A 14537-nucleotide genomic window follows, 5' to 3' on the forward strand; every position below is an offset into this window, starting at 1 on the left:
CACCGGCCGTCACCGGTTGCCATCCGATCAACAACTAACCGACCATGCGGGGCTTTTGCTCCGGTTCGCGATGTGTCTTGCGGAGTATGCGTTCAGATCCTGACGGCGCGGGCCGGGCGAATACCGCGTACGACACCCCGGCCGGGCGGCGACGACCAGGCATCGACACGGTGTGGCCGGAAGCGGTCACGCGGGTGATCGAAATCGGCCTCCGGACCGACCCATTCGTACGGTTAGACTCACGCGATCGCACTGGGGACGGCAGGGGAGGCAGCGCTGATGGTGCAAACGAAGAAGCTCGTGCTCTATCTGGTCATTGTCTTCGTGCTGTATACGATCATCACCTCACCCGAACGGTCCGCCGATCTCGTCCAGGTGGGGTTCGAGGGCATAGCCAGCGCGGCCGAGGGTGTCGGCGAGTTCATGACCGAGCTCGTAGAGTAGCCGCGGCCGGTGACACCGTCACCGCGCCACACACCCAGCCCTCCGCCGCACCTGGGAGAAGCCCGTGATCCGCCACCTGGTCCTCTTCAAACTCAACGAGGGCGTCTCGCGCGACGAGCCCCGGGTGGTCGCCGGCGCGCGGGCCTTCGCGGAGCTGGGCGAGAAAATCCCGGAGCTGGAGTTCTGGGAGTGCGCCTGGAACATCAGCGACCGGCCGATCGCCTACGACTTCGCCATCAACGCGGCGGTCGCCGACGCGGGCGCGCTGACCCGTTATCTGGAGCACCCCGACCATCAGGCGGGCGTCGGTCAGTGGCGCGAATTCGCCACCTGGGTGATCGCCGACTACGAGTTCTGATCGTTTCCGACTCGGCTCCGGCCGGTCCCTCCCGTCACTTCCGACCGGGATTCCCACCCTTGACCCTCCTGGCCCCATGCCTCACCGGCGTGGGGCTTTTCGGGTTTGAACGGCCGATTCCTCGCCAACACGGAGCTTTCTGGTGCTTGCACACAGTGGGCATGTCTTGTGATGCTATGACCGCTTTTGACGGATGAGTTGACCGTAGTTGACCGCAAAGGGGTGGCGTGACCGTGCCGGCCAGTACAACGCCTCAAATGCCACCCCAGATCGAACCCCGTACCGAGGCCCCCCTCATCGAGGCCCCCCTCGTCGAGACGCCGAGCGAGAGCGAACCCCGGCCGTCGACGCCGCAGACACGGGGCGCCGACACCAGGGCGCTGACACAGCTGCTCTTCGCGCAGATCAAGGATCTGGAGCGCGGCAGCCCCGAGCACACCCGTCTGCGCAGCGCGCTGATCGAGGCGAATCTGCCACTCGTGCGGTACGCGGCGGCCCGCTTCCGCAGCCGTAACGAGCCGATGGAGGACGTCGTCCAGGTCGGCACGATCGGTCTGATCAACGCGATCGACCGGTTCGACCCGGACCGCGGCGTGCAGTTCCCGACCTTCGCGATGCCGACCGTCGTCGGCGAGATCAAACGGTACTTCCGCGACAACGTGCGGACCGTCCACGTACCGCGCCGACTGCACGAGCTGTGGGTCCAGGTGACCGGCGCCACGGAGGATCTGACGACGGCCCACGGCCGCTCCCCCACCACCGCCGAGATCGCCACGCGGCTGAAGATCTCCGAGGAGGAGGTCCTCGCCTGCATCGAGGCGGGCCGGTCCTACCACGCGACGTCGCTGGAGGCCGCCCAGGAAGGTGACGGGCTGCCGGGTCTGCTCGACCGGCTCGGCTACGAGGACCCGGCGCTGGCCGGCGTCGAGCACCGCGATCTGGTCCGGCATCTGCTCGTCCAGCTGCCCGAGCGGGAACAGCGCATCCTGATGCTGCGCTACTACAACAACCTGACGCAGTCGCAGATCAGCCAGGAACTGGGCGTCTCCCAGATGCATGTGTCAAGGCTTCTGGCGCGGAGCTTCGCACGTTTGCGATCCGCAAACAGGATCGAGGCGTAGCTCTCCCGGGTAGTAACCCCGCAGCGCCCCCACCGGCAGCAAATTCGCATACCCCCTTATTCCGGTGCAGATATGTCGACTTGGCGCTACAGCGTGTTGACGACATGTGACATTCTGCTGGAACCGCGTTTGCCGCAGTCCCACCGCCGGTATTCAGGTGGAGGCTGCGTTCCTTCGACGGGAGCGGCCACCGCGACCGTCAGCGACCTCAAGGGGGTGGCATGTCCGTAGAACAGGGCAGCTCGAAGGTGCTCACGCTCAACAAGAGCGACCAGGCACCGCAGGCACCGGATGCACCGGGTGCTCTCGACCGCGTGGCCGAACCGCGCGTGTCCCAGCCGGAAGCCATCGACACCCGCACTCTGTCCCGCTCCCTGTTCCTGCGGCTCGCCGTGCTCGCACAGGACAGCCCGGAGCGCACCTACGTACGTGACACCCTCATCGAGCTGAACCTGCCACTGGTGCGTTACGCGGCGGCCCGCTTCCGCAGCCGTAACGAGCCGATGGAGGACATCGTCCAGGTCGGCACGATCGGCCTCATCAAGGCGATCGACCGGTTCGACTGCGAACGGGGCGTGGAATTCCCCACGTTCGCGATGCCGACCGTCGTCGGCGAGATCAAGCGCTTCTTCCGCGACACGTCGTGGTCCGTGCGTGTGCCCCGCCGGCTCCAGGAGCTGCGGCTGGCGCTCACGAAGGCCAGCGACGAGCTGGCGCAGAAGCTCGACCGCTCGCCGACCGTCCCCGAACTCGCCCTGGTGCTGGGTGTGTCGGAGGAGGACGTGGTCGACGGCCTGGCGGTCGGGAACGCGTACACGGCCTCCTCGCTGGACTCCCCGTCACCCGAGGACGACGGCGGCGAAGGCTCGCTCGCGGACCGTCTGGGGTACGAGGACACGGCCCTGGAGGGGGTGGAGTACCGCGAGTCGCTGAAGCCGCTGCTGGCCAAACTCCCGCCCCGCGAGCGGCAGATCATCATGCTGCGCTTCTTCGCGAACATGACGCAGTCCCAGATCGGCGAGGAGGTCGGCATCTCGCAGATGCACGTCTCACGCCTGCTGACCCGCACGCTCGCGCAGCTGCGGGAAGGGCTGATCGCGGACTGAGAAGAGGGCGTCACCGCGAGGACGACCTCGGCGGACGACGTCGTCGGAGTGTTGTCGAAGCGGTGGCGCCCCGCACGAGGCGGAGCGCCACCGTCAGAGGTGGAGACCTGCCGTCAGGCGAGTGCGAGCCAGGCGACCGCGCCCAGAATCGCGATCACGGCCACGACGCCGACGATCAGTCCGGTCTTCGGTCCGCTCTTCTGTGGCGCCTGCCGACGCGTCGGCTCACCCTCGTCGACGAAGGCGCGGAACATCTGGGTGTTGCCCGCGGGGTCGGGATTTCCCTCGGGGCCCTGCGGGGCATGGGGGTTGTGTGCCATGAGCCAGGACCCTAGCGAACGACGCTCCGCCGCCCAACCCCCGGGGCCGCCCCAAGGCCAACTCCGGGCTCTCGGCGCCCTCCCGCCCCCTGTTCGCCATTGACCTCGCACATGCGAAGCCTTTTGGGTTCCTTTACTCCTGATGCCCGCTTTTAGTTTGCCTTCAGCAACCAACTGCTTCTATGGTTGCCCTAAGCAACAACATAGGTACGACAGGTGCGCGAGGGGTCCTCGGAGGGGTCATGGCCGCCAAGAGTCAGTACGCGGAACTGGCCCGTCAGCTCAGTGCCATCGGGGCCGTGAAACGGGGTCTGTCCCGCGTCCTGCCGCCCGACTGTCCGGGCGGCTCCGCCGCCGTACTGACCCTGCTGGAGCGGCACGGCGAGATGCGGATGAGTCGTCTCGCCGAGCTGCTGGCCGTGGACATGTCCGTGACCAGCAGACATGTGGCTCACGCGGTGGAGCGCGGCTGGATCGAGCGCGCGCCCGACCTCGCCGACCGGCGGTCCCGCATCCTGCGGCTCACACCGGCGGGCCGCGACCTGCTCGACGAACTCGCGCGCCGGACGACCGAGGTGTTCGCCCGCGCGCTGTCCGACTGGACCGACGACGAGGTCGGACAGCTGAACACCATGCTGGCCCGCCTGCGTGAGAACTTCGGCGACTGCCGGCCCGGCCGCTAGCGCCGCGTGACAACACCGGCCGCTGGCGCCCGCGTGACAACAGACGTAACAGCGGCAACAGACGCAACAGACGTAAGACAAAGGAATTCAATGGCTACGACCACCACACCAACGGGTGTACGGGGCGGCCACGCCAAGCACGGCGGCGGCTCACCCGCCCCCGCCGCACCCGGCACGCCGATGACACACCGTCAGATCATGGAGGCGCTCTCCGGGCTGCTGCTCGGCATGTTCGTGGCGATCCTCTCCTCGACGGTCGTCACCAACGCCCTGCCCGAGATCATCTCCGACCTCGGCGGCGGACAGAGCGCGTACACCTGGGTGGTGACCGCGTCACTCCTGGCGATGACGGCCACCACTCCCCTGTGGGGCAAGCTCGCCGACCTGTTCAGCAAGAAGCTGCTGGTCCAGATAGCACTGACCCTCTACGTGGTCGCCTCGGCGGCGGCCGGACTCTCCCAGAGCGCGGGGACGCTGATCGTCTTCCGCGTCATCCAGGGCATCGGCGTCGGCGGTCTCACCGCCCTCGCCCAGATCATCATGGCCGCGATGATCTCCCCGCGTGAGCGCGGTCGCTACAGCGGCTACCTCGGTGCGACCTTCGCCGTCGCCACCGTCGGCGGGCCGCTCATCGGCGGAGTCATCACCGACACCTCGTGGCTCGGCTGGCGCTGGTGCTTCTACGTCGGCGTCCCGTTCGCCGTCATCGCGCTGATCGTGCTCCAGAAGACCCTCAACCTCCCGGTGGTCAGGCGCAAGGTCAAGATCGACTGGACCGGCGCCTTCCTCATCAGCGCGGCCGTCTCGCTGCTGCTGCTCTGGGTCACCTTCGCCGGGGACAAGTACGACTGGGTCTCCTGGCAGACGTACACGATGCTCGCCGGCACGGTCGTGCTCGGCGCGCTCTTCCTCCTCACCGAGTCGCGGGCCAGCGAGCCGATCATCCCGCTGCGTCTCTTCCGCAACCGCACGATCACCCTGGCCTCGCTGGCCTCGCTGTTCGTCGGTATCGCGATGTTCGCGGGCACGGTCTTCTTCAGCCAGTACTTCCAGCTCGCGCGCGACAAGTCACCGACGATGTCCGGCGTGATGACCATCCCGATGATCGGTGGTCTCTTCCTCTCGTCGACGGTCTCGGGCCTCGTCATCACCAAGACGGGCCGCTGGAAGGCGTGGCTGGTCTCCGGTGGTGTGCTGGTGACGGCGGGTCTCGGACTGCTGGGCACCATCCGGTACGACACCGTGTACTGGCACATCGCGATCTTCATGGCGATCATGGGCCTCGGCATCGGCATGATGATGCAGAACCTGGTCCTGTGCACGCAGAACCAGGTCTCCCCTCAAGACCTCGGCGCCGCGAGTTCCGTCGTGACCTTCTTCCGCTCACTCGGCGGCGCGATCGGCGTCTCGGCGCTGGGCGCGGTGCTGGGCAACCGGGTCGCGAGTTATGTCAAGGACGGGCTCGCCGACCTCGGCCCTGAGGCCGCGGCGGCCGGTCACGCCGGTACGGGTGGCGGGGGCATCCCGAATCTGGACGCGCTGCCAGGACCGATGCGGACCGTCGTGGAGTCGGCGTACGGGCACGGTGTCGCCGACGTCTTCCTCTTCTCGGCGCCGGCCGCGCTGCTCGCCTTCCTCGTGACGCTGTTCATCAAGGAGGTCGCGTTGAAGACGCGCGCCGCGGGTGACGCGGTGGAGAGCCTGGAGAACGCGCCGGCCGGCTCGGCGGAGTCGGGTGTTCCGGTGGCCGTCGGCGGCGAGGCGCCTGTCACCGTCGCCGCCGAGGCGACCACGACCGTCCTCGCGGCCGGCACCCCGGGCATCCCGGGCACTCCGGACATCCCGGACGCGGTCGGCATCCCCGTCCACGGTGTCGTGCGCGGCGGCGAGGGCCGAGCCGTGCCACGGGCGGCCGTCACCCTCGTCTCCCCCGCCGGGCGCCAGTTGGGCCGCGCGGTCGCCGGTGACGACGGCCGCTACACGGTGGACGCGCCCGAGTCCGGCTCGTACGTCCTGATCGCCTCGGCCGACGGCTTCCAGCCGCAGGCCGCCACGGTGGCCGTCGGCGCCGAGCCGCTGGCGTACGACATCCTGCTCGCCGGTACGGGCGGCCTCACCGGTTCCGTACGGAGCGCGGAGGGCGATACGCCCGTCGAGGGCGCGATGGTCATCGTGGCCGACGTGCGCGGCGACGTGCTGGCGACCGGCAAGTCGGCCGAGGGCGGCGAGTTCGCCTTCACCGAGCTGCCGCCCGGCGCGGTGACCGTCGCCGTGAACGCCGCCGGCTTCCGGCCGCTGGCCCTGCCGGTGGACATCGGCGCCCAGGGCGTGACCCGCGTCGAGGCCGTGCTGCGGTCGGGCGCGCTCGTCCAGGGCACGGTCCGGGCGGGTGCCGACCGGCGTCCGCTGCCGGACGCGCGTGTCACGCTGATCGACGCGGCCGGGAACGTGGTCGCGACGGCGACGACCGGGGACGACGGGGCGTACGGCTTCGTGGACCTGGACGCGGGCGAGTACACGGTCATGGCGACCGGGTACCCGCCGGTGGCCGGCGCCCTGACGGTGGCCGGGCACGGCGTCGACGGCCACGACATCGAGCTCACGCACGCGGACGAGTAGCCCGCGAGCGAGCCGAAGCCCCCGGACGGGGCGCGTCCCCCAGCGGAGGCGCGGCCGGTCCGGTGGAAAGGGGCCCCGGCGCGGTGACGGCAGCCTGGGGACGGCGCGCCGCCACCGCGCCGGGGCCCACCCCTCGGCCCATGGGGCGGGGTCTGACGGGCCGTACGGGAACTGCGAACGAGGAGAGTGACGGGATGGGACTTCGCGCACAGGTACGGACACCGGACGGCTGGGCCGTCCAGGACGCCGCCGTGACCCTGACCGACAGGACCGGCGCGCAGATGGTGCGCGCCGACGCGGACGCCGACGGGGTGGTGGCCGCCGACGTGACGCTGGCGCCGGGGCCGTACACCGTGATCGTGACGGCCGTCGGCTACGCGCCCGCCGCGTCGACCGCGTTCGTCACCTCCAGCGGTGTCGCCGACGCCGGGACGGTCGTCCTGTCCCGGCAGGGCGGCGTCGAGCCGCCGCCGCCCGGTGGGTGGAACCTCGATCCCGCGCACTCGTCGGTGGCCGCGGTCGCCCAGCACCTCGGGATCTCCAGCGTGCGGGGGCGCTTCACCGAGTTCGGCGGCCGGATCGAGATCGCGGCCGTACCGGAGCACTCGCGCGTGGACGCGGTCATCGACGCGACGAGCATCGACACCGGCAACGGCATGCGGGACAAGCACCTCCGGTCACAGGACTTCCTGGACGTGGCGCGGTACCCGGAGATCACGTACCACAGCACGGGGGTCAGCCAGTCGGGTCCGGACCGCTGGTCGGTACGGGGTGAGCTGTCGCTGCACGGAGTCGTACGGAAGGTGGCGCTGGACCTGTCGTACCTCGGGACCGGGCCCGACCCGTGGGGCGGCGTGCGGGCGGCCTTCCGCGCCACGACGGAGCTGCGGCGCGAGGACTTCGCCATGAACTACAACCAGGTGGTGCGGGCGGGGATGTCGGCGATCGGCACGACGCTGCGGGTGGAACTCGACATTCAGGCGGTGCGGGAGGTCGCTCCGCGGGACGCGGCGGGGTCGTAGGCTGCGAGGCATGGCACCCAACATCGCGACCAACACGACCGTGGCGCTCGACGAGTTGCTGGAGTTCGTCCGGCCCAGGCACCACGCGATCCTGCTGACCACCCGTTCCGACGGACGCCCCCAGGGCTCCCCGCTGACCTGCGGTGTCGACGACTCGGGGCGGATCGTCGTCTCCACCTACCCGGAGCGTGCCAAGACGCGCAACGCGAAGCGTGACCCGCGCGCGAGCGTGATCGTCCTGTCGGACACGTGGGACGGGCCGTGGGTGCAGGTCGACGGTACGGCGGAGGTGCTGGACGTACCGGAGTCGGTGGAGCCGCTGGTCGAGTACTTCCGCAACATCTCGGGGGAGCACCCGGACTGGGACGAGTACCGCGCGGCGATGGTGCGGCAGGGGAAGTCGATCATCCGCATCACGCCGGAGCGCTGGAGCCCGATCGCGACGGGCGGCTTCCCGGCCGCGTTGGCTCCGCCCGAGTGAGCGGGGTGACGCGCGCGGCCTCCGGCCGTGTGTGTCCTCAATCGCCGGACGGGCCGCGGGTGGTGTCCTCAATGGCCGGACGGGCTATGTGTCATGTCCTCAATCGCCGGACGGGGCTGATCAACCCCGCGCCCGCATCGCCTCGATGCCCGCGATGAGGACTTCGAGCGCGAACGTGAAGTCCCGTTCGCGCATCTCCTCGACCGTCTCACCGCCGCGCGCCTCCATCAGCTCCTCGGCCCGGTCGAAGCGGCCCCGGTACTCCGGCTGTTCGTGGATCGTCCCCATGGCGTGCCGGTAGTACTGGTCCTGGGTCATTCCCGCCTCGGCGCACCGCTGGACGAAGTGGCCCTCGATCGTGCCGAAGCCGTACACGAACTGGAAGACGGCGGACAGCGCGCCCATCTGGCCGTGCGCGGGCAGGCCCGTGCGGCGCATGACCCGCTGGACCGCGGCGGAGAACTCCATCGAGTGCGGGCCGATGTTGAGGAACTTACCCACGAGCGGCGAGACCCAGGCGTGGCGGACGAGCAGGGCCCGGTAGCTGACGGCGAGGGCACGCAGCTCGTCGCGCCAGTCGGCGTCGGCGTCCGAGTCGGCGTCGGCGTCCGAGTCGGCGTGCGAGTCCGAGTCGGCGGATCCACGCGGGCCGGATTCGGCCTCCGCCGGTTCAAGGGCGTCGATCTCCGTGTAGACGGAGTCCAGGGCGAGTTCGAGGAGGTCGTCCTTGGTGTCCACGTACCAGTACAGGGACATCGCCGTGACGCCCAGTTCGGCCGCCAGCCGGCGCATGGAGAACTTGGCCGGGCCCTCCGCGTCGAGCAGCCGTACCGAGACCGCGATGATCCGGTCCCGGTCGAGCCCGGTCGGATGGTCGGAACGTTCGCTCTTACGGCCTCGGGCCGCGGGCTTCCCCTCCAGCCAAACACTGGTCCGCGGGGGCTGCTTGGCCTTGTCGGCTGCCGACTCCATGGTTGAGCCTCCTCGGTTCCTCGCCCCGTTCGTGGCGGTCTGATGCTATGCCGCGGGCAACTCCGGCCGGTCCGCCCGCTCCGCGCGGCGCAGCAGCAGCGCGGCCAGCAGCCCGCCCGCCAGTACCGCCACCGCGCCCACCAGCTGGCTGGTCTCCAGCCCGGAGGCGAACGCGTCGGAGATCGCGGCCCGCTCGGCGTCCCCGCCGGGCCCCGCCTCGACGGCCGCGAGCGCGGCGGGCAGCGAGGACGCGCCCACAGCGACCGGCACGAGCGCGGCGAACCGGGAGTTCAGTACGGCTCCCAGTACGGCGACCCCGAGACCGTTGCCGAACTCGGCGAGCGTGCCGTTGACGCCCGCCCCCACACCCGCCTTCTCCGGTGGGATCGCGCTCATGATGGCGTTGGCCATGACGGGCATCGAGAGCGCGACGCCCGCGCCCATCACGACGAGTCCGACCAGCATCCCGCTGTAGCCGCCGGCGCCGAGTACGGCGATCGCCGCGAGACCGGCGGCCACCAGGGACATGCCGACGGCGATGGTGACGGGTGTGCCCATCTTCCCCGCGAGCCACGGTCCGAGGCCCGTGAGGTTGAGCGCGACGACGGTGACGGCGAGCGGCGCGGTGCGCAGACCGGCGTCCAACGGGCCGTATCCGAGCACGAATTGCAGATGCTGTGTGAGCAGGAACAGCGAGCCCGTCATGCCGAAGGCGACGAGGACGGCGCCCGCGACGGCGCCGACGAAGCGCTGGTTCCGGAAGAAGTGCATGTCCAGCATCGGATACGGGACGCGCGACTCCCAGACCACGAAGGCGCCCAGGACGAGCACGCCGACCGCCCCCGGGAGGACCACTTGGCCGGACGTCCAGCCGTGGTCCGGGCCGGAGATGATCGCGTACACGACGGCGGTCATGCCGATGACGGAGAGCAGTGCGCCCAGCAGGTCGGGGCGGTCGCCCTGTCGGCTCCTGGACTCCGGTACGAGCGCGACGACGGCCGCCAGGCCGAGCACGACGACCGGGATGTTGATGAGGAAGATCGCACCCCACCAGAAGTGGTCGAGCACGGCGCCGCCGAGCACCGGACCGGCGGCGAAGCCCAGTGAATTGACCGTCGACCAGAGGGCGATGGCCTTGACGCGCTCCGTGTCGTCGAAGATCTGGACGATGACGGCGAGTGTCGTGGTGATCAACAGGGCTCCGCCCACGCCCATTCCGGCGCGGGCGGCGATCAACTGGCCCGAGGACTGGGCGAGTCCGGCGGCCAGCGAGCCCACGCCGAACAGCGCGAGGCCGGTGATGAGCATCCTCTTGCGGCCGTAGCGGTCGGCGGCGTTGCCCGCGGTGAGCAGGAGGCCGGACTGGACGAGCGAGTAGGCGTTGATCATCCACTGGACGTCGGCGGTCGACGCGTGCAGTTCGGTGGTGAGGGAGGGGATCGCGACGCCGAGGACGGTGTTGTCGAGGAGCACGGTGAGCTGGGCGAGGCAGATGACGCCGAGGATGAGCCAGCGCTGGGGGTGGCGGCCGGGGACCGGCGACGGAGGGGTGGTGCGGTGGGTGCCGGTGGCCGACGCCTTCATACGGAGACTCCTTTACGGTGTACGGGACCTGGCTGGCCCCGTACCGTACAAGAAACTCCCTTACGCCGTATAGCTACTCCCTGGCGGTCAGGTCGTAGAGGGTCGTGTCGCCGACGGTGACCTCCTTGAACGTGGCCTGCACCCAGGTGGAGATGGACGAAGCCGTGCCGTCCTGGCCACCGCCTCCGCCGCCTCCGCCGAATCCGCCACCTCCGAAGAAGTAGTGGATCTCGCCGTCGGCGACGTACTTCTTGAACTGGTCGAGCGTCGGGGACGGGTCGCTGCCGTTGAAGCCGCCGATCGCCATCACCGGTTCCCCGGCGGCGAGTTGGCTGGCCGCGGCGTTCTGGGAGCCGGTCGTCGCCGCGACCCAGGTGTAGTCGCCCGCGTCCTTCTTCAGCGCCGCGACGACCTCGGAGCCGACGGCCCGGCCGTCGAGCAGACCGGCCATACCGCCGCCACCACCGCCACCACCGCCTCGCTGCGCCGCGCCCTCCGGTGCGGTCGGTGCGCCGCCACCGGGACGCTGACCCCGGGCACCGTCGGCACCGCCACCGGCACCGTCGTCGCCACCACCGCCGGGACCACCGCCGGGACCAGCCGGGCCGCCACCGCCACCGAATCCGCCGCGCGCCGCCGCCGGACCGGCCGTGACGATCGACCCCGAGTGCGGGGTGTTGACCGTCGACAGCGTGTACACGAGCGGGGCCGCCAGCGACGCGGCGAGCGCAAGCACGACGGCTCCGACGGCCAGCCGGGGAGCGAGGGTACGCAGCCGCCCGTCCCGTCCGATCCGGCCCACGCCCGTCAGTGCCACGGCCGCGATCAGCCCGCCGACCAGTACGGCCCAGCGCAGCCACGGCACATAGTCCGGTGTCCGGCCGAGCAGCACGAACGCCCACACCGACGTCCCCGCCACGGTCACACCGAGCGCCGCCGACGCGAGGGCCTTGGCTCGCTCCTCCCACAGCAGCGTCACGCCCATGCCGACCAGGGCCGCGATGTACGGCGCCAGCGCCACCGTGTAGTACTCGTGGAAGATCCCCGCCATGAAGGTGAAGACCCCCGCCGTCATCAGCAGCGCACCGCCCCAGACCAGGAACGCGGCACGCGTGGTGTCCGTGCGCCCGGCCCGCCAGGTCAGCACCAGGCCGACGACGAGCAGGAACAGCGCGGCGGGCAGCAACCAGGAGATCTGGCCGCCGATGCTGTCGCTGAACATCCGGCCGATACCGGTCTCGCCGCCACGGCGTCCGCCTCCCCCGCCCCCGCCGACGCTGCCGACCTCGTCACCGCTGATGCGGCCAAGTCCGTTGTAGCCGAAGGTGAGTTCGAGGAAGGAGTCGTTCTGCGATCCGCCGATGTACGGGCGGGACGAGGTCGGCCACAGTTCGACGATCGCCACCCACCAGCCGGCGCTGACCACCAACGCGAGTCCGGCAGCGGCCAGTTGGCCGATCCTGCGCCGTACGGACGCGGGCGCGCACACCGCGTACACGAGCGCGAGCGGCGGCAGGATCAGGAACGCCTGGAGCGTCTTCGTCAGGAACGCGAATCCCATCGCGACACCCGCCCACACCAGCCAGCGCGTCCGCGCGCCCTCCAGCGCGCGCAGCACGCAGTAGACGGTGACGGTCATCAGCAACGCGAGCAGCGCGTCGGGGTTGTTGAAGCGGAACATCAGCGCGGCGACGGGCGTGAGCGCGAGCACCCCGGCCGCGACGAGCCCGGCCGACGCGCTGAAGTGGCGCCGTACGGCCGCGTACACCACGGCGATCGTGCCGACGCCCATCAGCGCCTCGGGCACCAGGATCTGCCACGAGCCGAGGCCGAAGAGGCGTACCGACAAGGCCATCGGCCACAGCGCGGCCGGGGGCTTGTCGACGGTGATGGAGTTGCCCGCGTCGGACGAGCCGAAGAAGAAGGCCTTCCAGCTCTCACCGCCGGCCTGAACGGCGGCGGAGTAGAAGGAGTTGGCGTAACCGGAGTCACCGAGCCTCCACAGGTTGACGACCAGCGCCGCGAGCAGGAGGGCGAGGAAGGCGGGGCGTACCCACGGCGCGTCCTCGGGCCTGCCCCGGCGGAGCCGCGCGAGAAGGGGTACGGCGGGGCGGGCAGCTCCGGCGGTCGGTGCGCCGGGGGCGAGGGCGTGGGTCATCGGGCGCTCCGTTCCTGGGCGTTCGGGGTGCGCGGGGTGCTCGGGGTGTTCCGGGCCTCCTGCCGGGCTTCCTGGACCGTGGGCTGTTCGTCGCCACCGCGCCGGTCGGGGAAGACCCACGCGCGGAAGAGGAGGAAGCGCAGCACCGTCGCCGCGAGGTTGGCGGAGATCAGTACGGCCAGCTCCGTGGCGTGGGCGGGGTTCCCGGAGGCGGCGTCGAGCGCGGCCAGCGACCCACTGGTCAGCGCCAGCCCGATACCGAAGACGACGAGACCCTGCGCCTGGTGTCGCACGGCCCGCTCCCGGCCCCGTACGCCGAACGTCAGCCGGCGATTGGCCGCGGTGTTCGCGACCGCCGAGACCAACAGCGCGGCAGCGTTCGCCGCTTGAGGCCCGGAGGCCGTACGGAAAAGGGAGTAGAGCAGCAGATAGAAGAGGGTCGACAGCGCGCCGACCACGCAGAAGCCGACCAGTTGACGGGCGAGTCCGCCGGGGACGCCGTTGATCGCGCGGTCCCGTGGGTCGTCGCCGAACGGCCGGGCGAGCCGGTCGAGCGGCAGCGCGCCGACCGCGAGCGCGCGGCCCACCCGCCAGACGCCCTTGAGGTCGTCGACCGCCGTACTCACGATGTGCACGCGGCTGTCCGGGTCGTCGACCCAGTCGACCGGCACCTCGTGGATCCGCAGCCCGGCCCGTTCGGCGAGCACCAGCATCTCGGTGTCGAAGAACCACCCGGTGTCCTCGACCATCGGCAGCAGCCGCTCGGCGACCTCGCGCCGTATCGCCTTGAAGCCGCACTGCGCGTCGCTGAAGCGCGCGGAGAGCGAGGACTTGAGGATCAGGTTGTACGCCCGCGAGACGAACTCCCGCTTGGGGCCCCGTACGACGCGCGACGAGCGCGCGAGGCGCGAGCCGATCGCCAGGTCCGAGTGGCCCGAGATCAGCGGCGCGACCAGCGGCAGCAGCGCGTTGAGGTCGGTGGACAGGTCGACGTCCATATAGGCGAGGACGGGCGAGTCGGAGTGCGACCAGACGGTACGCAGCGCCCGCCCGCGCCCCTTCTCCTCCAGCCGGTACACGGTGACCTCGGGGATCGACGCCGCGAGCCGGGCCGCCACGGCGGGCGTGCGGTCGGTGCTGGCGTTGTCCGCGACGGTGATGCGGAAGCCGTACGGGAAGGTGCGGGAGAGGTGGTGGTGGAGTCGGTGTACGCACGACTCCAGGTCTCGCTCCTCGTTGTGGACGGGGATCGTCACGTCGAGCACGGGGACGCCGGTGGGGGCCCACGCGTCGAGCACTTCGACCGGGAGATGCTCCCTGGCCGGGAGGCTGCCCCACGGGGTGTCGGTGTCGGTTCTCATACGACCGACACTCGGCGGTCAGGCTGTCACGGCAGTGTGGTGAGCCTGTGGTGCGGCTGTGAGTCCAGGGCCGGGGCGGCCGGGAGCCGGACGGTGAAGACGGTGCGGCGGCCGGGCTCGCTCCGTACGCGGACGTCGCCGCCGTGCGCGGTGACGACGGCCCGCACGATGGCGAGGCCGAGACCGGTGGAGTCGGCCGCCGCGCCCGGTGCGCGGGTGCGGGACGCGTCGCCGCGCGCGAAGCGTTCGAAGACGTGCGGGAGGAGGGCGGGCGGGATGCCGGGCCCGTCGTCCATCACGTCGACCAG

Annotated in this window: 14 protein-coding genes; 8 read left to right on the forward strand and 6 right to left on the reverse strand. The window is 70.6% G+C overall.

Features of this window, described 5'->3' with window-relative positions:
• The first annotated feature begins 279 nt into the window (after positions 1 to 279).
• The 4 genes from P3L51_RS08105 (at position 280) to P3L51_RS08120 (ending at position 3029) form a co-directional block, all read left to right on the forward strand.
• The gene (locus P3L51_RS08105) at positions 280 to 444 is read left to right on the forward strand and encodes a hypothetical protein (RefSeq protein ID WP_354604399.1); all 165 of its coding nucleotides are present in this window, start codon (positions 280 to 282) and stop codon (positions 442 to 444) included.
• A 64-nt stretch (positions 445 to 508) separates the two neighbouring features.
• Positions 509 to 802 carry a Dabb family protein gene (locus P3L51_RS08110; RefSeq protein WP_354604400.1) on the forward strand — a complete coding sequence of 98 codons (294 nt, stop codon included), beginning with the start codon at positions 509 to 511 and terminating at the stop codon, positions 800 to 802.
• Positions 803 to 1035: 233 nt separating this feature from the next.
• Positions 1036 to 1923, forward strand: coding sequence for an RNA polymerase sigma factor SigF (locus P3L51_RS08115; RefSeq protein ID WP_435594405.1), 888 nt, complete (start codon positions 1036 to 1038; stop codon positions 1921 to 1923).
• A gap of 221 nt (positions 1924 to 2144) precedes the next feature.
• Positions 2145 to 3029 carry an RNA polymerase sigma factor SigF gene (locus P3L51_RS08120; RefSeq protein ID WP_354604402.1) on the forward strand — a complete coding sequence of 295 codons (885 nt, stop codon included), beginning with the start codon at positions 2145 to 2147 and terminating at the stop codon, positions 3027 to 3029.
• Between the two features lie 113 nt (positions 3030 to 3142).
• On the opposite strand, the gene P3L51_RS08125 is transcribed toward P3L51_RS08120, so the two are convergent.
• Entirely contained in the window at positions 3143 to 3349 is a 207-nt protein-coding gene (locus P3L51_RS08125) for a hypothetical protein (protein WP_354604403.1), read from the reverse strand.
• Positions 3350 to 3591: 242 nt separating this feature from the next.
• Here P3L51_RS08125 and P3L51_RS08130 point away from each other — a divergent pair, with 242 nt between their 5' ends.
• The 4 genes from P3L51_RS08130 (at position 3592) to P3L51_RS08145 (ending at position 8154) form a co-directional block, all read left to right on the forward strand.
• Positions 3592 to 4032, forward strand: a complete 441-nt coding sequence (locus tag P3L51_RS08130) for a MarR family winged helix-turn-helix transcriptional regulator (protein WP_354604404.1) — start codon at positions 3592 to 3594, stop codon at positions 4030 to 4032.
• A 180-nt stretch (positions 4033 to 4212) separates the two neighbouring features.
• Positions 4213 to 6651 (forward strand): MFS transporter, encoded by a 2439-nt coding sequence (locus P3L51_RS08135; RefSeq protein WP_494338539.1) that lies wholly within the window; start codon positions 4213 to 4215, stop codon positions 6649 to 6651.
• 194 nt (positions 6652 to 6845) lie between these two features.
• Positions 6846 to 7673: a YceI family protein gene (locus tag P3L51_RS08140; RefSeq protein WP_354604406.1), complete on the forward strand. Its 828-nt coding sequence runs from the start codon at positions 6846 to 6848 to the stop codon at positions 7671 to 7673.
• A gap of 10 nt (positions 7674 to 7683) precedes the next feature.
• The gene (locus P3L51_RS08145; protein ID WP_354604407.1) at positions 7684 to 8154 is read left to right on the forward strand and encodes a PPOX class F420-dependent oxidoreductase; all 471 of its coding nucleotides are present in this window, start codon (positions 7684 to 7686) and stop codon (positions 8152 to 8154) included.
• A 120-nt stretch (positions 8155 to 8274) separates the two neighbouring features.
• On the opposite strand, the gene P3L51_RS08150 is transcribed toward P3L51_RS08145, so the two are convergent.
• From P3L51_RS08150 to P3L51_RS08170, 5 genes are all read right to left on the reverse strand, one after another.
• Entirely contained in the window at positions 8275 to 9126 is an 852-nt protein-coding gene (locus P3L51_RS08150) for a TetR/AcrR family transcriptional regulator (protein WP_354604408.1), read from the reverse strand.
• A 45-nt stretch (positions 9127 to 9171) separates the two neighbouring features.
• Positions 9172 to 10710, reverse strand: coding sequence for an MFS transporter (locus tag P3L51_RS08155; protein ID WP_354604409.1), 1539 nt, complete (start codon positions 10708 to 10710; stop codon positions 9172 to 9174).
• 73 nt (positions 10711 to 10783) lie between these two features.
• Positions 10784 to 12868, reverse strand: a complete 2085-nt coding sequence (locus P3L51_RS08160) for an ArnT family glycosyltransferase (protein WP_354604410.1) — start codon at positions 12866 to 12868, stop codon at positions 10784 to 10786.
• A complete protein-coding gene (locus P3L51_RS08165) occupies positions 12865 to 14229 on the reverse strand; it encodes a bifunctional glycosyltransferase family 2/GtrA family protein (RefSeq protein ID WP_354604411.1) in 1365 nt (454 codons plus the stop codon). Before P3L51_RS08165 ends, P3L51_RS08160 begins: the two co-directional genes overlap by 4 nt.
• 26 nt (positions 14230 to 14255) lie before the next feature.
• Positions 14256 to 14537: sensor histidine kinase (locus tag P3L51_RS08170; RefSeq protein ID WP_354604412.1), on the reverse strand; the 282-nt coding region annotated here is incomplete at its 5' end.

Origin of the sequence: Streptomyces panacea (genome assembly GCF_040560175.1) — a bacterium.
Classification (GTDB): domain Bacteria; phylum Actinomycetota; class Actinomycetes; order Streptomycetales; family Streptomycetaceae; genus Streptomyces; species Streptomyces panacea.

Bases quoted from the DNA above. Each gene is read 5' to 3' on its own strand.
- P3L51_RS08160 (WP_354604410.1), bottom strand. From the start codon at position 12,868: ATGACCCACGCCCTCGCCCCCGGCGCACCGACCGCCGGAGCTGCCCGC.
- P3L51_RS08145 (WP_354604407.1), top strand. From the start codon at position 7,684: ATGGCACCCAACATCGCGACCAACACGACCGTGGCGCTCGACGAGTTG.
- P3L51_RS08150 (WP_354604408.1), bottom strand. From the start codon at position 9,126: ATGGAGTCGGCAGCCGACAAGGCCAAGCAGCCCCCGCGGACCAGTGTT.
- P3L51_RS08105 (WP_354604399.1), top strand. From the start codon at position 280: ATGGTGCAAACGAAGAAGCTCGTGCTCTATCTGGTCATTGTCTTCGTG.
- P3L51_RS08130 (WP_354604404.1), top strand. From the start codon at position 3,592: ATGGCCGCCAAGAGTCAGTACGCGGAACTGGCCCGTCAGCTCAGTGCC.
- P3L51_RS08125 (WP_354604403.1), bottom strand. From the start codon at position 3,349: ATGGCACACAACCCCCATGCCCCGCAGGGCCCCGAGGGAAATCCCGAC.
- P3L51_RS08135 (WP_494338539.1), top strand. From the start codon at position 4,213: ATGACACACCGTCAGATCATGGAGGCGCTCTCCGGGCTGCTGCTCGGC.
- P3L51_RS08120 (WP_354604402.1), top strand. From the start codon at position 2,145: ATGTCCGTAGAACAGGGCAGCTCGAAGGTGCTCACGCTCAACAAGAGC.
- P3L51_RS08165 (WP_354604411.1), bottom strand. From the start codon at position 14,229: ATGAGAACCGACACCGACACCCCGTGGGGCAGCCTCCCGGCCAGGGAG.
- P3L51_RS08140 (WP_354604406.1), top strand. From the start codon at position 6,846: ATGGGACTTCGCGCACAGGTACGGACACCGGACGGCTGGGCCGTCCAG.
- P3L51_RS08155 (WP_354604409.1), bottom strand. From the start codon at position 10,710: ATGAAGGCGTCGGCCACCGGCACCCACCGCACCACCCCTCCGTCGCCG.